Origin of the sequence: Gordonia amicalis (assembly GCF_022059885.1) — a bacterium.
Taxonomy (GTDB): domain Bacteria; phylum Actinomycetota; class Actinomycetes; order Mycobacteriales; family Mycobacteriaceae; genus Gordonia; species Gordonia amicalis.
The window spans coordinates 317,664-342,761 of record NZ_CP091855.1; the positions used below are offsets into that span (position 1 = coordinate 317,664).

Sequence of the window (25,098 nt, forward strand, 5' to 3'; positions counted from 1 at the left end):
AACTCCTGGGTAGAACAGGTCGGGATGGCGATCAGGTCTGGATCACGACGACAACCGCGATCAGGATGGCCACCACCACTATCGCAGTGACGACGAACAGGATCTGGGCCGGGCCCGGCATCTGTCCACCCTGCTGGAGCACTCGCATCGTCCGCCGCCAGCGCCACGCACCGATCACGGCGAGGGAGCAACCCAGGGCGACGAGGACGAGACCGAGGACCAGTTCGAGCACCGGATCGTCGATGTCGGGGGCGAGGTAGACGATCGCCATACCTGCCGCCATGAACCCCATCGCGGTCCGCACCCACGCGAGGAGCGTGCGTTCGGCGGCGAGGGTGAAGCGCGCGTCGACCGCACCGGGCGGGGCGTCGGTGGGTGGCGCGGCGGTGGGGACGGCACCTGCTTCGGTGCCGGGGCGGCTTTCGTCAGCCGACCCGTTGGTCCTCTCGGTCGTCAGTGCTCTTGCCCTCTCGTATCGCCTGTTTCGCGAAGGCCGCGGTCACCTCGATCGCGTGGATGGTCTCCGGGTGATGCGAGGCCAGCACCGGGAACGCGTGCACCTGCCAAGCGTAGCTGTGCGCGAGGGCCTCGATCCCCGCCTGGTCGAGAATCTCGACCAGGTCGATGACGTCGGGCTCCAGCATCTCGCCCTGGGCGGTGACCATGACCGTCGGCGGGAACTCGTCCGGATCGAGATCGGAGATCCGGCGCACCCCCGTCAGCGGCACGGGACCGCGATCGAACTTGGGGGCCAGCTTGGCCATCTTCGACTTCGGCAGATAGGCGTCGGAGCGACTGGACCGGTCCGGGTTGGTACCCAGGTCCACGTCGAGCAGCGGAGAGAAGCCGATGAGCGCCGCCGGGGCCGGTAGTCCGCGCTCGGCGACGGCCTCGACGACCTTGGCCGCGAGGAACCCGCCCGCCGAATCACCGGCGACGATGACCCGCCGATAGTGGCGTTCGTTGATCAGTTCGGCGTACGCGTCGATCGTGTCGGCCACCGATGCGCCCACCCCCGCCTTCGGCAGCTGCCGGTACTCGAGTGAGAACACCGGGATCTCGCAGGCGCGCGCCAGCCGCGCGGCGATCGAACGGTGGGTACCGAGACCGCACACGACGAAGGCGCCGCCATGCAGGTACAGCATCGCCGTGTCGCTGTCCCGGCGCGACGGACCGGCGGGCATGATCAGCTCCGTGGAACGACCCGCGAGGGTCAACTGCTCGCGGACGACCCCGCGGGGTTTGGGTCCGACCGCCATCAGCCGGTCGATCAGGAACAGACCGGCGAGGCCCGCACTGTTGACCGGCCACAGGGTGAGCATCGGCTTCAGGAACAGGCGTGATCCGAGCCAGAGAGGATATGACAGGAGACTCGGCCGCCGGTGATGGACGATGGGCATGGAATTCCTCCTGGTCTGAGCCGAAGCTACACCCTCGGCACCCCTCCTGTATCCGGTAAACGCCGGGGAAAAACATTCACCGGGCCGAGCCCTGCTGGTCACCTGGGTCGGCTATATTCTCGAACTCGTGACTAGACGGTGGCTGTGACGCAGGTACAGATCTCTCCTCAGTTCCTGCTGTCCGCGCAGGCAGACGATCCGCGGACCCTGTGTGACGTCCTCACCGAGACCGCGCGGGCGAACCCCGACGCCGCCGCGATCGACGACGGCGACGTCACCCTCACCTACGGCCAGCTGCTGGCGCTGATCCGACGCACCGTCGCTCGTCTCGCCGAGGTGGGCGTCGGGCACGGCAGCCGCGTCGGCATCCGGATGCCGTCCGGTTCACGCGATCTGTACGTCGCCATCCTGGCCACGCTGTACGCCGGTGCCGCCTACGTGCCCGTGGACGCGGACGATCCCGATGAGCGCGCCGAACTCGTCTTCGGCGAGGCCGACGTGGATGCCATCGTCGACGCCGACGGCCCGCACGCGACGAAACCCGCCGGCACCGCGGTCGCACCGGCGCGTCCGACACCCGACGACGACGCGTGGATCATCTTCACCTCCGGTTCCACCGGCACCCCGAAGGGTGTCGCGGTCACCCACCGCAACGCGGCCGCCTTCGTCGATGCCGAGGCACACATGTTCCTCGCCGACGCGCCGATCGGACCCGGTGACCGTGTGCTCGCCGGGCTCTCGGTCGCTTTCGACGCGTCGTGCGAGGAGATGTGGCTGGCCTGGCGCAACGGCGCCTGCCTCGTTCCGGCACCACGATCGCTGGTGCGCAGCGGCATGGACCTGGGGCCCTGGCTGGTCGCGCGGGACGTCACCATTGTCTCGACCGTGCCGACACTGGCGTCGTTGTGGCCACCGGAGGCCCTGGAGGCGGTGCGACTGTTGATCTTCGGCGGCGAGGCCTGCCCGCCGGAACTCGCCGATCGCCTCGCCGTGCCCGGGCGGGAGGTGTGGAACACCTACGGCCCCACCGAGGCGACCGTGGTCGCGTGCGCCGCCCCGCTCGGCGGACCCGGTCCGGTGCGCATCGGATTGCCTCTGCGCGGATGGGATCTCGCGGTCGTCGACGCCGACGGCCGGCCGGTCGCCGAGGGCGAGGTCGGCGAACTGGTCATCGGCGGCGTCGGACTGGCCCGCTACCTCGACCCGGCCAAGGACGCCGAGAAGTATGCCCCGATGCCGACCCTGGGCTGGGAACGCGCCTACCGCAGTGGCGATCTCGTGCGACTCGAGTCCGCGGGCCTGATCTTCATGGGTCGGGCCGACGACCAGGTGAAGGTCGGCGGGCGACGCATCGAACTCGGCGAGATCGACAATGCCCTACAGCACCTGCCCGGTGTGAGTGGCGCCGCCGCCGCGGTCCGCAAGTCCGCGGCGGGCAACAGCCTGCTCGTCGGCTACCTGGTCTCCGCTGATCCCGACTTCGACGTCTCGGCCGCGCACGCCGAACTCACCCGCCACCTGCCCACCGCGATGGTCCCGACCCTCGCCCTCGTCGACGAATTGCCCACGCGCACTTCGGGAAAGGTTGATCGCGATGCGCTGCCCTGGCCCCTGCCGGGCAGCAGCAGACCAGTGGATGAGGATGTGGAACTCGGTGAGACCGAGTTGTGGCTGGCCCAGTTGTGGACCGATGTGCTCGGCATCCGGGTCAGCAGCCCCGATGTCGACTTCTTCGCCGAGGGCGGTGGTTCGCTCGCCGCCGCACAGCTGGTGACCGCGATCCGCGGACGCCACCCGGACATCTCGGTCGCCGACCTCTACGACCATCCCCGTCTCGGCTCGATGGCCGAGATGCTGGACGCGCGCAGACCGACGACGAACATCGTCGAACGTCATGTGAGACCGACACCGCGCGCCACGGGCGTCGCCCAGGTCGCGCTGACCGTTCCCCTGACCACCCTGACCGGTCTCCAGTGGGCGACCTGGCTCGGCGTCGTGAACAACCTGGCCGCCGTCGTCGCCGACCGGATGAACCGCTCGGTCCCGTGGCTGGTCGAGGTGAACTGGTGGGTTCTGCTCGTCGCGTTCCTGGTCTTCATCACGCCGCCCGGCCGGATGTTCATCGCGGCGTCGGGTTCCCGTCTGCTCCTCGCCGGCGTCACCCCGGGTGAGTACCCCCGCGGCGGCGGCGTGCACGTGCGGCTGTGGGTGGCCGAACGACTCCTGGACGCGAGCGGTGCGGCGAACCTCTCCGGCGCGCCGTGGATGATCTACCTCGCCCGCGCTCTCGGCGCACAGGTCGGGCGGGGCGTCGACCTGCACACGATCCCGCCGGTCACCGGACTGCTGACGGTCGGGGAAGGCGCCTCGGTCGAACCCGAGGTCGACCTCGCCGGTTGGTGGATAGACGGCGACGTCGTCCACATCGGGGAGATCGCGATCAAACGCGGGGCGACGATCGGCGCACGGTCGACGCTCATGCCGGGAGCCGTCGTCGGACGTGACGCCGTCGTCGCGCCGGGTTCCGCGGTGTTCGGTCGGGTGAAGGCGCGCCAGCACTGGGCCGGCTCACCCGCGATCAAGGTGGGCAAGGCCGCACACCCCTGGCCCGATCACCGGCCACCGCGCGCCAGTGGCTGGGTGCCGGCGTACGGCCTGTCCTCGCTGGTCCTGGCCGCGATCCCGCTGGTCTCGCTGGCCGCGGGACTCGCCGTCATCGGCAGCTGGGCCCTCTCTGCGGACCGGTTGCGCGACGCCGCGGTCCGTGCGCTCATCCTCCTGCCGGCCGCGACCCTCACCAGCCTCGTCGTCTTCGCCGCGATCACCGCAGGACTGGTACGCCTGGCATCGCTGGGGTTGAGCACCGGCTACCACCCGGTGCGATCCCGGGTCGGTTGGCAGGTCTGGCTCACCGAACGGCTCCTCGACGCCGCCCGCACCTATCTGTTCCCGCTCTACGCCAGCCTGCTGACACCGATCTGGTTCCGCGTGCTGGGCGCCAAGGTCGGCAAGAGCACCGAGATCTCGACGGCACTCGTGCTGCCGCGCTTCACCACCATCGGCGACGGCGCCTTCCTGGCCGACGACACGATGGTCGCGTCGTATGAGCTGGGCGGCGGCTGGCTGCACATCGACGAGGCGAAGATCGGCAAGCGCTCGTTCCTCGGGAATTCCGGGATGACCGGGCCGGGCCGCAAGGTGCCCAAGAACGGCCTGGTCGCGGTGCTGTCGGCGACGCCGGACCGCGCGAAGTCAGGGTCGAGCTGGCTGGGCAGCCCACCGGTCCGCCTGCGCCGCACCGCCGCCGAGATCGACACGTCGCGCACCTTCGACCCGCCGACAAAGCTGAAGGTCGCGCGTGCCGCCATCGAAACCCTGCGTCTCATCCCGGTGATGGTGTCGTTCGGGCTCGGTGTCGGCATGTTGTTCGCGCTGCAGTACGTCGCCGTTCACCTGCACTACGGCATGGCCGCGCTGGTGAGCGGACTGTTGCTGCTCGGGGTCGGCGCCATTGCCTGTGGCACCGCGGCCGCCGCCAAATGGCTCGTCGTCGGACGCATCACGGTGAGCGAGCACCCGCTGTGGAGTTCGTTCGTCTGGCGCAACGAGCTGTCGGACGCGTTCGTCGAGACCGTGGCCGCGCCGTGGTTCGCCAATGCCGCCACCGGGACACCGATTCTCAACCTGTGGCTTCGTCTGCTCGGCGCCCGGATCGGGCGTGGCGTGTGGTGTGAGACGTACTGGCTACCCGAGGCCGATCTGGTCAGCCTCGGCGACGGCGCGACCGTGCAGCGAGGCTGCGTCGTCCAGACGCATCTGTTCCACGACCGCGTGATGGCCATCGACCGCGTCACCCTCGACGCCGGCGCGACCCTCGGACCGCACTGCGTCGCCCTTCCGGCGTCGGGGCTGGGCGAATCGGCAACGGTCGGACCGGCTTCGCTGGTCATGCGCGGCGACGTCGTGCCCGCGCACACCCGTTGGCAGGGCAATCCCATCGCCCCGTGGCCGACGGCGAAGTAGGTTCCGACCAGCCCGACCAGCAGGGCGGTCCTGCCGGCCGAGCCGCGTCGAACGAGCGCAGCGAGGACGCCGCGTGTCGAGGTCAGACCGCAGGCTCGACCGGGGCCTCGACCTTCTTGGGGAGCGTCAGGAGCGTCGCGATGGACAGTGCGACCAGCATGATGCCACCGACCCAGGCCAGGACCTGGAGCGAGAAGACCGGCAGGATGATCATCACGATTCCGGCGATCACCGCGACGATGCCCGAGAGGATCAGGAACCAGGTCGGGCTGTGACCGGACTTCGTGACCGCCGCATAGAGGTCGGCGACACCCTGGAAGATCCAGCCGATGCCGATGAAGACCGCGAGCAGCCATATCGCGTCGCCGGGGCTGAAGAGCGCGATGATTCCGGCGAGCAGCACGATCACGCCGACCACGCCGAGCAGTACGCGCACTCCCGTACTCAGGAACGACGCCGCGAACGCCTGGTAGATGCGGAAGATCCCGGCGATGATCAGCGAGATCGCGAACAGGATCGCCACCACGACGATGGTGGGTCCCGGCCACACGATCACCACGACACCGAGAACGATGCCGACGATCGAGGTGACGATCAGCGCGGTGCGGACGGCGCCGATCAGTTCGTCGGGGAAATGTTTCGTGTACGCCGTCGCAAATGTCATGGTCGAAGGTTATCGGGAGACGGACCCCGGCACATGCTGATCGCGGGGCCCTGGCACAAACCTGACTGCGGCTACCGGTAATAAGTAGCGGATGACCATCATCGCCTTTTTCGAGGCTGTCGAGACCTCCTCGGCGTCGGAGCTGCGCTACCGGCCCACGCAGTTCGCCTCCAGCCTGTGGGCGCCGGGGACGTTGAGCGGGCCTGCGGTGTGTGCGCTCGCCGCGCGCGCGGTCGAGGTGGAGTACGGCGACGATCAGTTCCTGCCGGCCCGATGCACGATCGACCTGTTCAAGGCCGCCCGCGACGTCATCACCTCCACACGGACGCGGCTGACACGCTCCGGTGGACGTATCCGGGTCGTCGACGTCGAGATCGTGCAACACCCGGAGGACAGCGAGGAGGTCGTCGTGGCACGAGGGACGACCGTGTTCCTGCGGACCTCGGCCAACCCGCCGGGAGAGCGATGGCAACGGCCGCCGGAGGCGGTGACGTTCCGTCCGCCGAGATCGACGCCCTCGGACGACGACCTCATCCCGCGATGGGCGTCCGACGCGCCGGGCCGTGCACCCAGGGAATGGGAGTACGAGATGCCCGATCACCAGAACGCCTATCGCAAACGAGTCTGGACTCGCGCGGCCCCGATCGTGCCCGGCGAGGAGCCGACACCGTTCCAGCGCGCCGTCATCAGCGCGGAGTCGGCGAGTGTCATCTCGAACTGGGGTACCACCGGCATCGGTTTCATCAACTGCGACCTCACCGTGGCGATCAGTCGTCTACCCCGTGGTGAACGCATCGGCGTCGAGGCCGACCTCCATGTCGAGGACGACGGCGTCTCGGTCAGCAACGCGGGACTGTACGACGCCGACGGGATGTTCGGGACGGCGCTGGTGACCGCGGTGAACAACGCTGCGGCACAGATCGACTTCACCACCGTCGACACCACCGCACGCTATCGTCCACTCTGACCGTTTTCAGCGTTTCGCCAGGATAGCGACCTATTCTTCCGGCCCCCAGCCCCTCTCAGGTCTTGATAAGGTCTCGCCCATGACACGACGCCTTCATCGGCTTCTCCTGGGTCTCGTCGTCTCGACGCTCGCAGTTGCTCTGACGACGACACTGACCGCCTCGCCCGCACAGGCCGGGAATGCCGCAGGTCCGGCGACCATCGTCAATCGCCTGACGGGCCCGTTCGCGATGAACGACACCATCGGACGCTTCAACATCGTCGGCACCGATCTGGGCGTCATGTGGGACAACGGTCGCGGCGAGATCCTCACCGCATTCGGTGACACCCAGTCGTTCAACGGTTGGTCCCTGCTGTACGGCGAGCTGTACTACTGGCGGTCCAACGTCCTGCTGCGCAGCGCGGACCGCAATCTGGCCGACGGCATGACCTTCACCTCGCACGCCGGCCGCCCCGGCCACGCGAAGCGACTGCTGAAGCCCAATGTCCGTCGCGAGGTCACCATCATCCCGACCGCGGGTGTCGCCGCCAACGGCAAGCAGTACATGACCGTCATGTCGGTCAAGCGATGGGATCAGCCGGGGATCTGGACGACCAACTGGTCGGGCCTGGTCGTCTCGAACGACAACGGCGAGAACTGGCGGGCCCTGAACGCCTTCCGTCCGAACGGAGGCGGCAACAAGAAGTTCCAGATGGGCGCCTTCCTGAAGGTCGGCAAGACCATCTACTACTACGGCACCCCGGACGGCCGGTGGGGCGGCGTCTACCTTGCCCGCGTCGACGAGAAGGACATCGAGAACCTCGGCAAATGGGACTACTTCTCCTACGGCCGTTGGGTCCGCAACGACCCCGGCGCCGCGACCCCGGTGATGGGCGCCCCGACCGGCGAGCTGTCCGTGGCCTGGAACGATTACCTCGGCAAGTACATCTCGCTGGCAAGCCAGGACATCGGCGTCACCCTCCGCACCGCCGATAACCCATGGGGCCCTTGGACTTCCGGTGAGATCGTCGCACCGTCCGCCGACCCGTACACCGGCTACGCGCCGTACATCCACCCGTGGTCGAAGGGCAGCACGCTCTACTTCACGTACTCGATCTCGATCGGCTATCAGGTCTATCTGATGCGGTTGCCCCTGAAGAGATGACACTGAAGAGATGACGCTGCAACGCTGAGGTCGGCACAAGGGGGGTGTGGGGCGGTTCCGGATCTTCTCCGAACCGCCCCACACCGCGTTCTCCGGGTGGTTCAGCCCTGGCCCAGCATCGCCCGCATCTGGTCGATCTCGGCCTGTTGCGTCTTCTTCACGTTCGTGGCAAGGGCTTTCGTGGCCGGGTCGGTGCCGTTGGCCAGCACCTTGTCGGCCATCGCGATGGCGCCTTCGTGGTGACGGATCATGCCCTCGAGCCAGAGTCGGTCGAACTCAGCGCCACTGGCGTTCCGGAGTGCCGCCATCTGCGCCGCGGACATCATCCCCGGCATGCCCTCTTGGCCCATGCCGCCACCCCCGGGCCCCATGTCCCCGTCGTCCATGTGTCCGTCGTCCATGTTTCCGTGACCCATGTCCCCGTCGTCCATGTGTGCCCCCATCGGGACGCCCCATGACCTCAGACGGGCTGTCATCTGGTCGATCTCGTTCTCCTGCGCGTCCTCGATCGTGTTCGCGAGGGTGATCAGTTCGCGATTCTGCGTCCGGCCCTCGACGAGTTCGGCCATCATCACCGCCTGGCGGTGATGCGCGATCATCTCGGTGGTGAACTCGACGTCGGCGTCGTTGTGGGCCGACGCGGGCGACTGGCCGGGCGCGGACGAGCCGGCCGGGGACGATGCCGCCGGGCGGTCGGCGGAGGTTGTGCCGGAAGGAGATTCATCGGACGAACATCCGGCGAGAGTGAGTGCGACGGCGGCGCCCAGGGCGGTCCCGATCGCGGCGCGGCGTCGAACAGTTGCATTGCGTGGTACAGACATCGGTTTTCCTTGCTGCTGAGGGTTTTCGGGTATGACGACATGGCGGACCCACCGGTCCGCGGATGTCTCCTCAGCAGCGGATCACCTGCAACTGCAGGTGCGAGCGGATGGCCCACGGGGGCGGACGTCCGAGGACGACGACGCCGCGACGAGCCGGGCGATACCGCGCTGCCGCCGACAGGGACAGGAAGGCCCAGACGAGCAGGACGAGAGCGGCAGTCGGGAGATCGATGTCGGCGGCTCGGGTGAACACGCACCCGTGGTCGTGATCGCCGCAGTCCGCACCGGACATCGACGGGGCCTCACCCATCACCGCGGCATGCGTCATCCCGGGCGCCGACGACGCTGCCGCCGTCTGATGACCGGCGTGGGAGTGGGAGTGGGAGTGGGAGCCGGCACGGCCTTCCGCCCCGGCCGGACCCGCGACCACGGTGTGCATGAGCATCACCGCGAGCGCGAGCGGAAGGATCAGCCCCCGATACCGTCGTACGGTCCGGGCCCCGTGCCGGGTCATCTGTCCCAGGCTAGCGGGGTCACGACGCGGGCGTCGACACCTTCTCGGCGTCCGGGTCCTCACGGTCGGATTCGGTCCCGGCGGCTTCGGTCCCGGCAGCTTCGGTCCCGGCAGCTTCGGCCTCGGCGGCCAAACGTTTCTGTCGCGGGATCAGATACTTGCGATCGACGATCTGGTACGCCGCGATCACCGCTGCGGCGAGTGCCCACCCGAGCACGATGTCGAAGACGTAATGCTCGGCGGAATAGACGAGGGCGAACGCCATCGCGAACGCGTAGCCCATGAAGAGCGTCTTGCCGAGCGCCTTCACCCGTGGCCACATGAAGAGCGCCAGCAGCATCGTGAGACCGGCGTGCAGCGACGGGATGGCCGCGACGAGGTTGGACTTGCCCTGGCCGAGCGTGACCAGGTTCGACGCGGCATGGATGTTCAGGAAGTTCCAGCCACGCGCCGAGATGCGTTCCACGTACGGTTCCGCGTCGGGATGGGCATTGTCCAAGGGCCCGAGCAGGCCGCCCGGTTCCTTGGCCACGGGCTCGTACATGCAGATCGGGTCACGCGGATAGTCCTGGACCTCGGCCGCGGTGCATCGTGCGGCAGCCCACGGCGGGGCACCCGGGACGAGGGTGTACCCGACGAGGGCCAGGAATGTCGTCGCGACGAAACAGGCTGCGTATCGGCGCCAGGCCGCACGGTCCTTGAGCCACAGCCACGCGGCCACCGCATACGGGATGATGAAGTACGACATGTAGACGACGCTGACGATGACCTCCCACCAGGGTGGGCTCGCCTGCTTGAGGTTCTCCTGCAGCCACGCCGTGGGCGTGATGCCGCCGAAGAGGAACGCGTCGAAGTCGATCGCGAGATTCCAGTGCGTCGGCATGCCGACGACCTGCGCGATGTTGCGCGTCCAGTCGTAGAGGATCAGGATCAGGGCGAACGGCGCCCAGTCGAGGATGATCGTGATGAACCTGCGGCGCCCGATGCTGGCCGCCGCCAGTCCGAGGCACATCAGGATGATCAGCCGCGTGCGGTCGAAGGCCAGGCCCTCGAGGGCGATGTGCACGCCCATCAGCACGAACCAGGCGGTGACGGCGATGCGTCGGACCATGGTCAGGTCGCGACGGTTCTCGGGTTCGGCCTCCATCTCCGCGGCGGCGGCCAGGTCTTCGAGAACCGGCGCCATCTCCGGCGGGTCGACCTCGGACGTCTCAGGGGCGGATTCGGGTCCGGAGGGCGGTTGGTCGGACCTCGACAGCGTCGCATCCGCCGAGTTCGTGTCATCAGGCTTCTGGCCATCACCGCGTTCCGTGGACCTGCCCGGTCGCGGGAAGCCCACCGACTCGTCAACACTCACCCGACACAATCCCGCCCGTCACGCCCCTCAGGGCACCCACGCTCGTAACCTGCCGTCAGTGTAATGGCCATCTTCCATTGGTGAGCCATCGCAGCACGGCGCGTATCGCCGGTCGTCGCGACCGGCCCCATCACCCACCCGGCGACTGGTTTCGGCTGAAATACACCCCGTCGGGGTGTCGTGGATCACACTGGAGTCCGGCAATCCCCATTCCAGAGGAGGTCTCGGTGCCCAATCGCTACCTGCGCTACGGCGACCAGCGCTACATCATCACCAAGGAGGCGGAGGCTCGGCTGAACCGCACCCTCGATGCGGTGTATTCCGACGGGACTCGCGGCCATGAGTGGCTGAACCTGTATCACGACAGTGCGGCCCCGTGCCGCCTGCTGATCGCGGCCGGGGTACCGATCACGATCGAGACGGAGCCGGCACCCGGCGAGTGACGAGTCGTCGAATGACCGACCGCGGTGGCCTGTCCCTCGGGACTCGGGCACCGGTATTGCCGCCCGGATGCGGGCACTATCGTTGACGCATGCGCATCGGAGCACACCTTCGCGAGGACACCGACCCGTTGGTCACCGCCACCGAACTCGGCATCGACGTCTTCCAGATGTTCGTCACCGATCCGCAGAGCTGGAAGAAGCCGCAACCGAATCCGCATGCGGCCGCGATCCGCGAATCCGATGTCGACGTCGTCGTGCACTCCAGCTATCAGATCAACGTCGCGAGCCTCAACAACCGGCTGCGCATGCCGTCGCGCAAAGCCGTCGAACAGCAGGCCGACGCAGCCGCCGAACTCGGGGCCTTCGGTCTCGTCGTGCACGGTGGGCATCTCCGTGACGGTGAGGAGTCAGCAGAGGGATTCGCCAACTGGCGCAAGCTCTTCGACCGCCAGGTCGACAAGGGCGGCTTCGGGGTGCCGATCCTGATCGAGAACACCGCGGGCGGCGATCACGCGATGGCACGGACGCTGGAGTCGATCGATCGGCTGTGGGAAGCAGTCGGCGACTTCGAGCAGGCCGGCTTCTGCCTCGACACCTGCCACGCCTGGGCCGGCGGTGAGGATCTCGTCGGACTGGTCGAGCGCGTCAAGGAGATCACCGGACGCATCGACCTGGTGCACCTCAACAACTCTCGCGACGAGTTCGACTCGGGTCGCGACCGTCACGCCAACCTCGCCTCGGGGCACATCGATCCAGAGGTGCTCGTCGCCGTGGCCGCGGCCGCCGATGCGCCGGTGATCCTGGAGACGCCGGCCGAGGGCATCCCCGCCGACCTCGAATACCTTCGTTCAGCGCTCTAGCCGGTCCGTCACGACAGATTCCGGCCCGGGGTCGGGGTTCCGCGGGATACGCGGCCACGTTCATGACATCCGTCCCGTCACAGCGTCCGCCGTCGATCGTGGTGCGTCATACGCCTCCGGTCCTGCCGCCGCCAAGCGCATGAGCGATTGGACCGCATATCCCCGTCACCTGCAGCCATTGCCGGAATTGTCGTGCGTCATCGCCGGCCCGGCAGTCGGTGTAGATCACATCGGCAGCGATTGATCCCCCGGCGATATGGGTCTATATTGGCGGTTACCGGCGAGTAACTTAGCTCGAACCGAGACTGCTCCACCATGCCCGGCCGGTACCCACTTCACCCGAGTGGGATCGGACCGGGACCTGGAACAACCCGCCATCACGCATACGGCCGCACCAGAGAAGGAATTCATCATGGGCCATTACAAGAGCAACATGCGCGACCTGCAGTTCAACCTGTTCGAGCTGTTCGAGCTCGACAAGGTGCTGGAGTCGGGCGACTTCGGCGACCTCGACCACGAGACCGCCGTCGACATGCTCCGCGAGGTCAAGGCACTCGCCGAGGGCCCGATCGCCGAATCCTTCGCCGACGTGGACCGCAACCCGCCGGTCTTCGACCCCGAGACCCACAGCGTCACCATCCCCGAGGGCTTCAAGAAGTCCTACAACGCCCTCGTCGAAGGTGGCTGGGACAAGATCGGCATCGCCGAGGAGCTCGGCGGCCTGCCCGCCCCGCGTTCGCTGTACTGGGCGATCGGCGAGATGATCCTCGGCGCCAACCCCCCGGTGTTCATGTACGCCGCAGGTGCTGGCTTCGCCAACATCTTCTACAACAACGGCACCGACGAGCAGAAGAAGTGGGCCGCGATCTGCGCCGAGCGCGGCTGGGGCGCCACCATGGTGCTGACCGAGCCCGACGCCGGTTCGGACGTGGGCGCCGGCCGCACCAAGGCCACCCAGCAGGAGGACGGCTCCTGGCACATCGACGGTGTGAAGCGCTTCATCACCTCGGCCGACCAGGACATGACCGAGAACATCTTCCACCTCGTGCTCGCCCGCCCCGAGGGAGCCGGCCCCGGCACCAAGGGTCTGTCGCTGTTCTTCGTGCCGAAGTTCCACTTCGACTTCGAGACCGGTGAGCTCGGCGAGCGCAACGGCGTGTTCGTCACCAACGTCGAGCACAAGATGGGCATCAAGGCCTCGGCCACCTGTGAGGTCACCTTCGGGCAGCACGGCACCCCGGCGAAGGGCTGGCTCGTGGGCGAGGTCCACAAGGGCATCGCGCAGATGTTCGAGGTCATCGAGCACGCTCGGATGATGGTGGGCACCAAGGCGATCTCGACGCTGTCGACCGGTTACCTGAACGCTCTGGACTACGCCAAGGAGCGCATCCAGGGTGCCGACATGACCCAGATGACCGACAAGGCAGCCCCGCGCGTGTCGATCACCCACCACCCGGACGTGCGTCGTTCGCTGATGACCCAGAAGGCCTACGCCGAGGGTCTGCGCGCGGTCTACCTCTACACCGCATCGCACCAGGACGTCGCTGCCGCCAAGATCGTCTCCGGCGCCGACGCGGAGATGGCGCACCGCGTCAACGACCTGCTCCTGCCGATCGTCAAGGGCGTCGGTTCCGAGCGCGCCTACGCCACCCTCGGTCACGAGTCCCTGCAGACCCTCGGCGGTTCGGGCTTCCTGCAGGACTACCCGATCGAGCAGTACATCCGCGACTCGAAGATCGACTCGCTCTACGAGGGCACCACCGCCATCCAGGCGCAGGACTTCTTCTTCCGCAAGATCATCCGCGACAAGGGGCAGGCCCTCGCGCACGTCGCCGGCCAGATCCAGAGCTTCATCGACTCCGAGGCCGGCAACGGTCGGCTGAAGGCCGAGCGCGCTCTGCTGAAGACCGCCCTCGAGGACGTCCAGGCGATGGCCGCCTCCCTGACCGGGAGCCTGATGGCCGCACAGGAGAACCCGGCCGAGCTGTACAAGGTCGGCCTCGGTTCGGTCCGCTTCCTGATGTCCGTCGGCGACCTGATGATCGGCTGGCTGCTGCTGCGTCAGGCCCAGATCGCCCTCGCCGCACTCGACAACGGTGCATCCGACAACGACAAGGCCTTCTACGAGGGCAAGGTCGCCGTGGCCAGCTTCTTCGCCAAGAACATGCTGCCGCTGCTCACCTCCGTCCGCGTCACCGTCGAGAACGTCGACAACGAGATCATGGAGCTCGACGAAGCGGCCTTCTGATCTGAGAATCCGCAAACCCACCCTTGATCGGCAAACCCACCACCTCGCGAGGCGGTGGGTTTGCCGATTTGTGGTGGGTTTGCGGAGCGGTCACTCGAGCAGCGAGACACAGGACCTCCTCTTCGTTGCCGGCGAACCAGAACGTCGAGTAGCTGAGCCCGCAACCGAATCGGGTGAACGACTTACTGGCGACGACGTAGTGGAAGTCGGTGGTGTCACACGAGATCTTCTCGGCCTTCAGCCAGTCCGACCCCGAGGTCATCTCGAGACACTGCCCGACCTCGACGTCGTCGGCGTTGTGGACGATCGAACCGTCGGAGTCCCGACCAGCGCCACCGCACCGGCGATCACCGCGCCTACGACGAGGAATGCAAGGACGCCGAGCGTGATCCAGAGCCCCTTGTGACTCTTCTTCGGCGGTGGCGGCCCTTTTCGGCAAACCCACCACCCGGACGGGTGCCGGATTAGCGGAAAAAGGGTGGGTTTGCCGTTGCGGTCGCGTCTCGATCCGAGAAGGTCCGGGTGTGTCATACGGGACCTGCCTAGCCTCGGGAAGTGAGACCACCGACAGTCGGGGACAACTCGAGGGAGAGCCCATGAAGGCACTCGTCTTCCACGGACCAGGCAAGAAGAGCTGGGACGACGTACCCGATCCGACGATCCTCCACCCGACCGACGTCATCGTGAAGATGGACGCCACCACCATCTGCGGCACCGATCTGCACATCCTCAAAGGCGACGTACCTGCCGTCGGGCCAGGTCGCGTACTCGGCCACGAAGGCGTCGGGACGATCACCGAGATCGGCTCTGCGGTAACGACTCTCGCAGTCGGCGATCAGGTGATCCTGTCGTGCATCTCGGCCTGCGGCAAATGTGACTTCTGCAAGCACGGCGTGCATTCGCACTGTCTGGGCGAGGAGGGTGCGTCGGGTATCGGCTGGATCTTCGGGCACCTCATCGACGGCACACAAGCCGAGTACGTACGTGTCCCCTACGCGGAGACATCGGTCTACAAGCTGCCGTCGGGGGTCACGCCGGAGCAGGGCGTCGTCCTCAGTGACATCCTGCCCACGGGTCATGAGATCGGTGTCCGCTACGGCAGCGTCAAACCCGGCGATGTGGTGGCCGTGGTCGGCGCCGGACCGGTGGGCCTCGCGACGATCGCGACCTCGGGACTGTACGGGCCGAGCCGGGTGATCGCCGTCGACGTCGATGCCAACCGCGTCGAACAGGCCAAGGGCTTCGGCGCGACCGACGGCGTGGTGTCATCGGATGCCGATTGGAAGGACCAGGTCCTCGCGATGACCGACGGTCTCGGCGTCGACGTCGCGATCGAGGCGGTCGGTATCCCGCAGACCTTCCAGATGTGCCTGGACGTCGTGCGCCCGGCGGGCCATGTCGCCAACGTCGGCGTGCACGGCGCGCCGGTCGAGTTCGCACTCCAGGACCTGTGGATCTCGAACATCAACGTCTCGATGGGGCTGGTGAACACCGACACCCTCGGCGTCCTGCTCAAGCTCGTCGCGCAGCGCCGGATCGACCCGGACCTGTTCATCAGCCACCGATTCGCCCTGGGCGACATCATCGAGGCCTACGACGTCTTCGGTCGGGCGGCGGAGACCAAGGCACTCAAGGTGGTCCTGCAGGCCTGAGCCATCCGCACACCCTCCGGGAACGGCCGAACCCACCACCCCGGAGGGCAGTGGGTTCGGCGAGCAGTGATGGGTTGTGCAGGCTACTTCGGAGGCATCCGGATACCGCCGTCGACGCGGATCACCTCGGCGTTCATGTAGCTGTTGGTGACCAGCTCGACGACCATCGAGGCCAGCTCGTCGGGAGCGCCCAGGCGGTGCGGGAACAGGACCGACTCGCCCAGCTTCGCCTTGAACGCCTCGGCGGCCTCGCCCTCGCCGTAGATCGGGGTGTCGATGAGGCCCGGGGCGATGGTGTTGACGCGGATGCCGACCGCGGCCAGGTCGCGGGCGACCGGCAGGGTCATGCCGACGACGCCACCCTTGGACGAGGAGTACGACGCCTGGCCGATCTGACCGTCGAAGGCGGCGACGCTGGCCATGTTCACGATCGCGCCACGCTCACCGTGGGCGTCGAGCGGCTCGTTGCGGCTCATCGCGGTGGCGGCCAGACGGATGCAGTCGAAGGTGCCGATCAGGTTGATCGCGATGACCTTCTTGTAGGCGTCCAGGTTATGCGCCGACCCGAATTCACCGTCGCGGCCGATGGTGCGCTGGGCCCAGCCGATGCCGGCCGAGTTGACCAGCGCGCGCAGCGGGCCGAGTTCGGTGGCCGCGTTGACGGCGGCCTCGATCTGCTCGGTCGAGGTCACGTCGACGGCGACGAACTGCCCGCCGATCTCCTTGGCGAGTTCCTCACCCTTGTCTGCGTTGAGGTCGGCGACGATGACCTTCGCACCCTTGGCCGCCAGCTGGCGAGCCGCAGCTGCGCCGATGCCCGACGCTCCACCCGTGACGATTGCACTAGCTCCATTGATATCCACGACTCGGAGCCTATCGAGCGTTCTATCGCTCGGTAAAGTCCTTCGGTGAAAGACGCCGATCGTCTTACACGCACTTCACGTTCGGCTCGGGCGCGTACCGGACGGTGCGGGTGTACCGGTTGATCTCGCGGCCGGTCTTCGCGTCACGGATGATGCGCGTGTTCGACGTGGTGAATCCCTTGCTGCCGCTGCTCGCGATGCAGTCGTCGCCCTTGGGGAGTCTGATCCGTTCCGGTTCGGTGGTGTCATAGCGTTCGCCGGTGATCGACTCGACCTCGAAAGCCTTGGTGCCCCACAGCCGTACCGTCACCGCGGACGGCGACCAGCTGGTCTCGATGAGCACACCGTGACGGGTGTTGTTGCGGAACTTCAGGTCGATGGCGCCTTCGAAGACGGTGGCCTCCCGGGCCTCCGGATATCGCGAGATGTAGTACGCATGCTCGGTGTGGTCGACGTCCTCGAGACCGGCGAAGTAGGCGGCGTTGTAGAGGGTGGTCGCGAACTGGGAGATGCCGCCGCCGACGGCCGTCGCGGCGCGACCGTTGTTGATGATCGTCGAGTCGACATAGCCCTGCGCCGTCCCGCGCGGACCGGTGTGGCCGTTGAGCGAGAACACCTTGCCGGGCAGGACCAGCGCGCCGTCGACCTCGGCGGCGACGAGGCGGATGTTCTCACCGGAGGCACTCGAGAAGCCATCGGTGGTGTACTCGCTGATCAGTTCGCGCACACCGAGTTTGCGGGCGGCGTCAGTGGTGAGCCGGGGATCGACGTCGTCATAGACCACCTCGGCGGTGCGGTTGCCGCCGTCTGCGGTCGCCGTCGTCGCGAGTTCCCGAAGCGTCTTGTCCCAGTTGATCTTCGAGCCCGTGACCGCTGGTACGACGGTCGGTCGGCCGCTGGCGAGACTGAATGTCGCACTGACGGCGGGACTCTGGGAGGGATCGAGATCGGGCGCGAGCGCTTCACGCGCCTTCTTCTCGTCGACGAGCGGCGTGAGCCCACCCCGGCCGTCGGGACCGAAGGTCAGCATCGACGCGATGTCTCCAGCCGGGACCTCGACCGTGCGCTTCCGCCGGTCGATCAGCTTCACCGGGCCCGACGTGGCGCGTTCGGCCGGCCCGGCCACGGTGGCCGCGACGACCTGGGGGCCGACGGTCGGCGAGAACGGTTCCATCGGCATGTCGATCGGCGCCCCGTCGAGCCAGCGGTCGACGAGCACGGTGGCCGCGGCCTCCCGTGCGATGCGTTCACCCGGCGCCGGTTCGTCGCCCACCGGCGTGGTGCCCTCGAAGTGCACCCCGCCCTCGACCGCGGCCTTCTCCAGCGACCGGCGGTGGGCGTCGAGCGCCTTGTTCATGGTTGCGGGGTCGAGTCTCACGACCGGTTCGACGTCGAGATCGCGACCGAATAGTGCCAGGAATCGCGCGAGCGGGTTGCGCGGCTGTTCGAGGAGGCGTGCGCGGGTCGTCTCGGCGTCGAACTCGAGGCCCAGTTCGGCCGGCGCGACCTCGGCCGAGCCCTCGGGGGTCCGGAGGACGACCGGCTGGGTGGAGCGCGTGGTCAGCTCGTCGAGGACGGGCTCCAGCCCGGCGGTGTCGCGATTGCCTGCCGAGATCCCCCCGATGACGGCTCCACGGGCGGAGTGGTCGCGGGTGGCGACGAAGTCGATGGAGAGCGTGAGGGTGACGATGGCCACGACAGCGAGCACAGCGCGTATCGCATGGCGTGCTCGCCCGGCGCTTGTGGTCACAACTCCATCCATCACGGCTGACTAGCTGGGCCGGTCATGGTGGTGGCCGTAGAACGTACCCGAGAAAAGTAGGTGCTCCGGCCGAGCTGTCGGGTCGGGGGTCTGACAGCTCTGCCGGAGCTGTCTTCATGTTTACGCTACTTTTCGGCCGTTGACACGTCCGCGGCCGCGTTTGGTCCAAACATGTGACGAAGGACCCCATTTCGCGCGGGAAAACGAGACGGATCGAGCGATTCGTCGCCTCCCCCGCTCCTTGAGTAGCCCCGGAGCTCCCCCGCTCCTTGAGTAGCCCCGGAGCTTGCGGAGGGGCGTATCGAAAGGACCGGCTGACGAGCGTCTTCGCCGAGTCCCTTCGATACGCTCGCAAGCTCGCTACTCAGGGAGCAGGATCGCGTCGCAAGCTCGCTACTCAGGGAGCAGGATCGCGTCGCAAGCTCGCTACTCAGGGAGCAGGATCGCGTCGCAAGCTCGCTACTCAGGGAGCAGGGAGTGCCGGACGGGGGATCACCCCTCGATGATCGCGGTGACGCCCTGCCCGCCGGCGGCACAGATGGAGATCAGCGCGCGCCCGCCGCCGTTCTCCTTGATCTGCTTGGCCGCCTGGGCCACGATGCGTCCGCCGGTCGCGGCGAACGGGTGGCCCGCCGCGAGCGAGGAGCCGTTGACATTGAGCTTGGACCGGTCGATCGGTCCGAGTGCCGAGTCGAGGCCCAGACGCTCCTTGCAGTACTCCTCGGACTCCCAGGCCTGCAGCGTCGCGAGCACGACCGACGCGAACGCCTCGTGGATCTCGTAGAAGTCGAAGTCCTGCAGGGTCAGACCGTTGCGGGCCAGCAGACGTGGTACGGCGTAGGTCGGGGCCATGAGCAGGCCGTCGGGCCCGTTCACGTAGTCGACGGCGGCCGTCTCGCTGTCCACGAAGTACGCGAGCACCGGCAGGCCGCGCTCGGCCGCCCACTCGTCACTGCCCAGCAGCACGGTCGAGGCACCGTCGGTGAGCGGCGTCGAGTTGCCCGCGGTCATCGTCGCGTCGCCGAGGGAGACGCCGAAGACCGGCTTGAGCTTCGCGAGCTTCTCCGCGGTCGAGTCGCCACGCAGGTTCTGGTCACGCGTCAGACCCATGAACGGAGTGATCAGGTCGTCGAAGAAGCCGTCGTCGTAGGCGGCCGCCATGTTCTGGTGGCTGCGTGCGGCCAGCTCGTCCTGGTCGGCCCGCTTGATGCCGAACTCCTTGGCGGTGATGGCGGCGTGCTCACCCATCGACATGCCGGTGCGCGGTTCACCGTTCTGGGGGATCTCGATCCCGAGCTTGGTGAGGAGCTTTGCGGCGCCCAGGATCTGGTCCTTGGTGGAGCGGGCGCGGTTCACCTCGAGCAGCTGACGACGCAGACCCTCGCCGACGGCGATCGGGGCGTCGGAGGTGGTGTCCACACCGCCGCCGATCGCGGCGTCGTAGCGGCCACGTGCGATCCCGTCCGCGACGGTGGTGATCGCCTGCAGGCCGGTGCCACACGCCTGCTGGATGTCGAAGGCGGGGGTGTAGGGCGAGAGTGCCGAGCCCAGCACCGATTCGCGGATGAGGTTGAAGTCACGGGCGTGCTTGAGCACGGCACCTCCGGCGACCATGCCGAGCCGCTCGCCCTGCAGGTTGAAGCGGCTCACCAGACCGTCGAGCGCGGCGGTGAACATCTCCTGGTTGCTGACCTTGGCGTATGCCTTGTCCTGGCGGGCAAACGGGATGCGATTGCCGCCGAGGATCGCCACCGGACGCTCGGGGCGGGTCTTCGGTTGGGTGGTCTTGTTCGCGGGGGAATTGTTCTCTGCCACGTCGATCTCCAGGGTCGTGTGCGGTATCTATAGCGTATTCTTACTCAACAGTAAGTTCGTTGTCGAACGACAGTCAGAGGAGATCAACATGGCCGCCACCGGAAACACTGGCCTGTACTCGAGCTTCGTCCATTCCGCGCCCGGCGCTTTCATCGCCAAACAGGCCGGACTCCCCGTCCCGCCGCCGTTGCGGCGGTACAAGCCGTCCGAACCGGCGCTGCCCGGTCCCGTACTGCTGGGAGGATCGGGACGCCTCGTCGAACCGCTGCGCGAGATGCTCTCGGGCGACGACTATGACCTCATCCAGAACGCCGTGACCGGCCGCAGCGCCGACAAGTACGGCGGGCTGGTCTTCGACGCCACCGGCATCACCTCCCCTGCCGAACTGCGCCAATTGTTCGAGTTCTTCCAGCCGGCCATGCGCTCGACCGCCCCGTGCGCGCGCTTCCTGGTCATCGGCACCACACCCGAGCTGGTGACCGACCCGTCCGAGCGCGTCGCACAGCGCGCTCTCGAGGGCTTCACCCGCTCGCTCGGCAAGGAGCTGCTCAAGGGCTCCACCGTCCAGCTGGTGTACGTCGCGCCCGACGCCAAGACCGGTCTGACCGGCCTGGAGTCGACCGTACGCTTTGTGCTGTCCGCCAAGTCCGCTTTCGTCGACGCGCAGGTCATCCGCGTCGGTTCGGCCGACGCGACCGCCCCGAAGGACTGGGATCGCCCGCTCGAGGGCAAGGTCGCGGTGGTCACCGGCGCCGCCCGTGGCATCGGCGCCACGATCGCCGAGGTACTCGCGCGCGACGGCGCACACGTCATCGCCGCCGACGTCCCGCAGGCCGGTGACGCGCTGTCGGAGACCGCGAACAAGGTCGGCGGCACGTCGTTCCCCATCGACGTGACCGACCCCGAGGCGGGCGCGAAGCTCGCCGAGCACGCCCTCGAGCGTCACGGCGGCATCGACATCATCGTCAACAACGCCGGGATCACCCGCGACAAACTGCTCGCCAACATGGACGACGCCCGCTGGGATGCCGTCATCGCGGTGAACCTCATCGCTCCGCAGACCCTCGTCGAGGTGCTGCTGGAGAAGGGTGCGCTGCGTTCCGGTGGCGCCGTCGTCGACGTGTCGTCGATCGCCGGTATCGCGGGCAACCGCGGCCAGACCAACTACGGCGCATCGAAGGCCGGCGTCATCGGCCTGGTCGACGCCTACGCGCCGATCCTGGGCGAGAAGGGCATCACCATCAACGCGGTCGCCCCGGGCTTCATCGAGACCAAGATGACCGCGGCGATCCCGCTCGCCACCCGTGAGGCCGGCCGCCTGATGAGCTCGCTGCAGCAGGGTGGGCAGACGGTCGACGTCGCCGAGACCGTGGCCTACTTCGCCAACCCGGCGAGCAGCGCCATCACCGGCAACGTGGTCCGCGTGTGCGGCCAGGGATTCCTGGGTGCGTGATGGCCAAGACGATCACTCTTCCCGGCGCCCCCGGCACCGGCGAGCTGTACGGCAAGGCCGTGACCGGGATGTTGCCGGGCATCGGCAAGCCCGCTCGCGTGCCCGCGGACGCGACCGTTCCCGACACCCACTACCGACTCGACGACGTCCGCGTCGATCCCGCTGCGCTGCAGGCGTATTGCCACGCCACCGGGCAGCGTTTCGGTATCACCCTGCCGGTGACGTACCCGTTCGTGCTGCAGTTCCCGGTGGTCATGAAACTGTTGACGTCGGACGAATTCCCGTTCGGCGCAATCGGTTCGGTGCACATGACGAACAAGATCGAGCGCAAGCGCCCGATCGAGGTCGGCGAACCGCTGTCGATCGAGACGCATGCGGAGAACCTGCGTGAACATCGCAAGGGCATCCTCGTCGACCTCATCAGCGAGATCAGCGTCGGCTCCGAACTGGTGACGACGCAGACGGCGACGTTCCTCAAGCAGCAGCGGACCAGCCTGTCCGACGAGCCGCGTGGCCCCGAACCGAAGTCGAAGACCCCGCCGCCGCCGGATTCGATCCTGGCCGTGGATCTGGGGCGGATCCGCGAGTACGCCGCGGCGTCGGGCGACCGCAACCCGATCCACATGGCGAATCTGACGGCCAAGGCCTTCGGGTTCCCCAAGGCGATCGCGCACGGGATGTGGAGTGCCGCAGCGGCGGTCGCGAACGTCGAGTCCCAGCTGCCCGGCCGGGTCACCTACGACGTGAAGTTCGGCAAGCCGATCCTGCTGCCCGCCAAGGTGAACCTCTACACCCGCCGGATCGACGGCGAGGGGAACTTCGACATCGCGATCCGCGACCGCCGGAAGGGATTCCCGCACCTCACCGCGACGACGCGGAAGGGCTGATACCTCGCTCACCGTTTCCGTTCCCGCTCACCCCATTTGTGAGCGGGAACGGATCGTGTGAGCGACCCTTCGAGGCTCGTCGCTTGCGCTCCTCGCACCTCAGGGAGCATGGCTTCGACGCGGTGCCTCGCTACGCTCGGAACCGGCTCAGCCGGCAGGGGCAGAGGCAGCGCCCGCAAGCTCGCGGCTCAGCCGGCAGGGGGCAGAGGCAGCGCCCGCAAGCTCGCGGCTCAGCCGGCAGGGGGCAGAGGGAGCGCCCGCAAGCTCGCGGCTCAGCCGGCAGGGGCAGAGGGAGCGGTGAGGCTCAGATGTCGGTACCGACGCCCTTCAGGCCGCGCCAGGCGATGCCGACGAGCATGTTGGTGGCCTTCTCGAGGTCGACGTCGCCCTCCGTGATGCGGTCGGCGACCGCCTCGCACGCGCCGACGATGGCGACGGCGGTGAGTTCGAAATCGATGTCGCCGGCCGTCTCGACAGTGGTACCCGCCTTGATGAGCGCGGCGACCATCTCGGTCACGCGCCGTCGACTGTCGGAGACGATCCCGGAGAAGCTCGCCGTCCCGATCGCGACGCGGTACAGCACGCGCCACGATTCCCGGTTCTCGTGGACGAAGCGCAGGAACTCACGGATGACGGTGACGGCCTGTTCGCGCTGGGTGAGTGACGGGTCGAAGCCCACGCTCATCGCGTCGATGAACAATCCGGACTCGCGGGCGACGCAGGCGCTGAACAGCTCCTCCTTGGAGCCGTAGTACAGGTACAGCATCGGCTTGGAGATCTGCGCCTCGGACGCGATGGCGTCCATCGATGTCTCACGGAAACCGTTCTGCGAGAACACTTTCACGGCGGCGTCGAGCATCTGCTGTTCGCGCACTGCACGTGGCAGGCGTTTGGTTCCGCCCGACATGGCCACCTCCATCCTCACTGTCGTGTCCCCAACGACGATACCCAACAACTTACCAAGCGGTAAGTTTAACGTTCGCTCGGGCCGCTCACGACAGATTACTCAGCAGGTGACGACGCCCTTGGACCGGAGGATGCGTGTCACCTTCGCGTCGAGGCGTGCGGGTGCGAGGCGTCCGCGCTTCACCGCGACCTCCAGATTGTCCAGAACCGACGAGACCCGGTCGGTGGACAGCCACAGCGCGACGTCGCCGCCGGCGAGGATGAACTTCTCCACGGCCTGCTCGATCGGGTACCGCTGGCTGATCGCCGCCATGCCCGAGAGGTCGTCGGAGAAGATCACGCCGTTGTACCGCGGACCGTCGTAGCCCACCCCCGTGCGCAGCATCTGGATGGCCGGCCGGCTGATGGACGACGGCAAGCGGTCGGTCAGCCCGGGCACGATGAGGTGCCCGACCATGACGCCCGCGGTCCCGGGGTCGCGCAGCAGATTGCGGAAGGGCACCAGATCACTGTTCTGCAGTTCGGCGAGTGACGGCACCGTCACGACGCCGAGGTGCGAATCGCCCGAACCGTGGCCGTGTCCGGGAAAGTGCTTGTACACCGGCGTGATTCCGGCCTCGGCGAGTCCGGCGGCGTAGGCGGCCGCGTACTCGGTGACGACGGCCGGGTCGTTGCTGAAGGAGCGATCGCCGATGACCTCGTTGTCGGATTCGTCGCTGACGTCGGCAACGGGCGCGAAGTCGACGGTGACGCCGAGGTTCTTGAGTTTGCGACCGACGCCGGCGGCGATCTCCTTCACCTGCGCGGGTGTCTTCGTCTGCGCGAGTTCACGAGGCGAGGCGTGGTCGATGCCGAGCGACGACAGGCGCGACACCCGACCGCCCTCCTGGTCGACGGTGATCATCAACGGGATCGACGAGTTCTGCGAGATCCGTGATGCCGCACCACTCGTCAGGATCGCCTTGTCGGTCCAGCTCCCGACGAAGATCCCGCCGATCTCCTCGTCCTCGACGATCTGCTGGGCGTCATCGGCACCCGTGACACCCACGACGATCAGCTGGGCCAGTTTCTGCCGCAGCGTGACCTTGGCGAGTTGCTCAGCGCCACAAGGATTTGCGACGGTGGTCGTGGTCGCGGACACCGACGACGGGGAGGCCGACGGCGAGCCGGACGCGGACGGTGTGGGCGGCGGAGAATCCGGCGTCGACGAATCGCAGGCGACGAGACCGAGACCCAACGCCGCAACCGTCGCAGTCGTCAGCACGTTCCGAATCCACCGAGGTCGTCGAGTTGGGCCCATGGCACGAGTCTGGCATGTA

20 protein-coding genes are annotated in these 25,098 nt (G+C 67.5%); 9 read left to right on the forward strand and 11 right to left on the reverse strand.

The window, feature by feature from the left end; all coding sequences use genetic code 11:
• Positions 1–31: 31 nt before the first annotated feature.
• Both IHQ52_RS23565 and IHQ52_RS01485 read right to left on the reverse strand, forming a co-directional pair.
• A complete protein-coding gene (locus IHQ52_RS23565) occupies positions 32–457 on the reverse strand; it encodes a YidH family protein (protein ID WP_096274780.1) in 426 nt (141 codons plus the stop codon).
• Positions 426–1,400 carry an alpha/beta hydrolase gene (locus tag IHQ52_RS01485; RefSeq protein WP_191834576.1) on the reverse strand — a complete coding sequence of 325 codons (975 nt, stop codon included), beginning with the start codon at positions 1,398–1,400 and terminating at the stop codon, positions 426–428. Before IHQ52_RS01485 ends, IHQ52_RS23565 begins: the two co-directional genes overlap by 32 nt.
• A gap of 144 nt (positions 1,401–1,544) precedes the next feature.
• Between IHQ52_RS01485 and IHQ52_RS01490 the strand changes: the two genes are divergently transcribed.
• The gene (locus IHQ52_RS01490; protein ID WP_191834577.1) at positions 1,545–5,423 is read left to right on the forward strand and encodes a Pls/PosA family non-ribosomal peptide synthetase; all 3,879 of its coding nucleotides are present in this window, start codon (positions 1,545–1,547) and stop codon (positions 5,421–5,423) included.
• Between the two features lie 82 nt (positions 5,424–5,505).
• On the opposite strand, the gene IHQ52_RS01495 is transcribed toward IHQ52_RS01490, so the two are convergent.
• Entirely contained in the window at positions 5,506–6,087 is a 582-nt protein-coding gene (locus IHQ52_RS01495; RefSeq protein WP_191834578.1) for an HdeD family acid-resistance protein, read from the reverse strand.
• 91 nt (positions 6,088–6,178) lie between these two features.
• Between IHQ52_RS01495 and IHQ52_RS01500 the strand changes: the two genes are divergently transcribed.
• Positions 6,179–7,054, forward strand: coding sequence for an acyl-CoA thioesterase domain-containing protein (locus tag IHQ52_RS01500; RefSeq protein ID WP_191834579.1), 876 nt, complete (start codon positions 6,179–6,181; stop codon positions 7,052–7,054).
• A 79-nt stretch (positions 7,055–7,133) separates the two neighbouring features.
• Positions 7,134–8,198 carry a DUF4185 domain-containing protein gene (locus IHQ52_RS01505; RefSeq protein WP_191834580.1) on the forward strand — a complete coding sequence of 355 codons (1,065 nt, stop codon included), beginning with the start codon at positions 7,134–7,136 and terminating at the stop codon, positions 8,196–8,198.
• 101 nt (positions 8,199–8,299) lie between these two features.
• On the opposite strand, the gene IHQ52_RS01510 is transcribed toward IHQ52_RS01505, so the two are convergent.
• The 3 genes from IHQ52_RS01510 to IHQ52_RS01520 all read right to left on the reverse strand — a co-directional run bounded on the left by IHQ52_RS01510 (position 8,300) and on the right by IHQ52_RS01520 (position 10,872).
• Complete coding sequence (locus IHQ52_RS01510; RefSeq protein ID WP_191834581.1) at positions 8,300–9,019, reverse strand: DUF305 domain-containing protein; 720 nt, start codon at positions 9,017–9,019, stop codon at positions 8,300–8,302.
• Positions 9,020–9,089: 70 nt separating this feature from the next.
• Positions 9,090–9,533 (reverse strand): hypothetical protein, encoded by a 444-nt coding sequence (locus IHQ52_RS01515; protein ID WP_191834582.1) that lies wholly within the window; start codon positions 9,531–9,533, stop codon positions 9,090–9,092.
• 19 nt (positions 9,534–9,552) lie between these two features.
• Complete coding sequence (locus tag IHQ52_RS01520) at positions 9,553–10,872, reverse strand: phosphatase PAP2 family protein (protein WP_191835036.1); 1,320 nt, start codon at positions 10,870–10,872, stop codon at positions 9,553–9,555.
• Between the two features lie 245 nt (positions 10,873–11,117).
• On the opposite strand from IHQ52_RS01520, the gene IHQ52_RS01525 reads away from it, so the two are divergent.
• From IHQ52_RS01525 to IHQ52_RS01540, 4 genes are all read left to right on the forward strand, one after another.
• Positions 11,118–11,333 carry a hypothetical protein gene (locus tag IHQ52_RS01525; RefSeq protein ID WP_005194730.1) on the forward strand — a complete coding sequence of 72 codons (216 nt, stop codon included), beginning with the start codon at positions 11,118–11,120 and terminating at the stop codon, positions 11,331–11,333.
• Between the two features lie 89 nt (positions 11,334–11,422).
• Complete coding sequence (locus IHQ52_RS01530; RefSeq protein ID WP_024497425.1) at positions 11,423–12,193, forward strand: deoxyribonuclease IV; 771 nt, start codon at positions 11,423–11,425, stop codon at positions 12,191–12,193.
• A 412-nt stretch (positions 12,194–12,605) separates the two neighbouring features.
• Positions 12,606–14,441, forward strand: coding sequence for an acyl-CoA dehydrogenase (locus IHQ52_RS01535; RefSeq protein WP_191834583.1), 1,836 nt, complete (start codon positions 12,606–12,608; stop codon positions 14,439–14,441).
• Positions 14,442–15,037: 596 nt separating this feature from the next.
• Positions 15,038–16,093: a zinc-dependent alcohol dehydrogenase family protein gene (locus IHQ52_RS01540; protein WP_238064025.1), complete on the forward strand. Its 1,056-nt coding sequence runs from the start codon at positions 15,038–15,040 to the stop codon at positions 16,091–16,093.
• Between the two features lie 83 nt (positions 16,094–16,176).
• On the opposite strand, the gene IHQ52_RS01545 is transcribed toward IHQ52_RS01540, so the two are convergent.
• The 3 genes from IHQ52_RS01545 to IHQ52_RS01555 all read right to left on the reverse strand — a co-directional run bounded on the left by IHQ52_RS01545 (position 16,177) and on the right by IHQ52_RS01555 (position 20,533).
• Positions 16,177–16,956, reverse strand: coding sequence for an SDR family NAD(P)-dependent oxidoreductase (locus IHQ52_RS01545; protein WP_024497427.1), 780 nt, complete (start codon positions 16,954–16,956; stop codon positions 16,177–16,179).
• A 64-nt stretch (positions 16,957–17,020) separates the two neighbouring features.
• Positions 17,021–18,718 (reverse strand): VanW family protein, encoded by a 1,698-nt coding sequence (locus tag IHQ52_RS01550; protein WP_238064026.1) that lies wholly within the window; start codon positions 18,716–18,718, stop codon positions 17,021–17,023.
• Between the two features lie 492 nt (positions 18,719–19,210).
• Positions 19,211–20,533 carry an acetyl-CoA C-acetyltransferase gene (locus IHQ52_RS01555; protein WP_024497429.1) on the reverse strand — a complete coding sequence of 441 codons (1,323 nt, stop codon included), beginning with the start codon at positions 20,531–20,533 and terminating at the stop codon, positions 19,211–19,213.
• A gap of 88 nt (positions 20,534–20,621) precedes the next feature.
• On the opposite strand from IHQ52_RS01555, the gene IHQ52_RS01560 reads away from it, so the two are divergent.
• A complete protein-coding gene (locus IHQ52_RS01560) occupies positions 20,622–21,986 on the forward strand; it encodes a 3-oxoacyl-ACP reductase (RefSeq protein ID WP_238064027.1) in 1,365 nt (454 codons plus the stop codon).
• Positions 21,986–22,873 (forward strand): MaoC/PaaZ C-terminal domain-containing protein, encoded by an 888-nt coding sequence (locus tag IHQ52_RS01565; protein ID WP_238064028.1) that lies wholly within the window; start codon positions 21,986–21,988, stop codon positions 22,871–22,873. The genes IHQ52_RS01560 and IHQ52_RS01565 overlap by 1 nt, the downstream gene beginning before the upstream one ends.
• Before the next feature lie 304 nt (positions 22,874–23,177).
• On the opposite strand, the gene IHQ52_RS01570 is transcribed toward IHQ52_RS01565, so the two are convergent.
• Positions 23,178–23,780 (reverse strand): TetR/AcrR family transcriptional regulator, encoded by a 603-nt coding sequence (locus tag IHQ52_RS01570; RefSeq protein ID WP_238064029.1) that lies wholly within the window; start codon positions 23,778–23,780, stop codon positions 23,178–23,180.
• A 99-nt stretch (positions 23,781–23,879) separates the two neighbouring features.
• Complete coding sequence (locus IHQ52_RS01575) at positions 23,880–25,079, reverse strand: glycoside hydrolase family 3 N-terminal domain-containing protein (RefSeq protein WP_217996148.1); 1,200 nt, start codon at positions 25,077–25,079, stop codon at positions 23,880–23,882.
• Between the last annotated feature and the right edge of the window lie 19 nt (positions 25,080–25,098).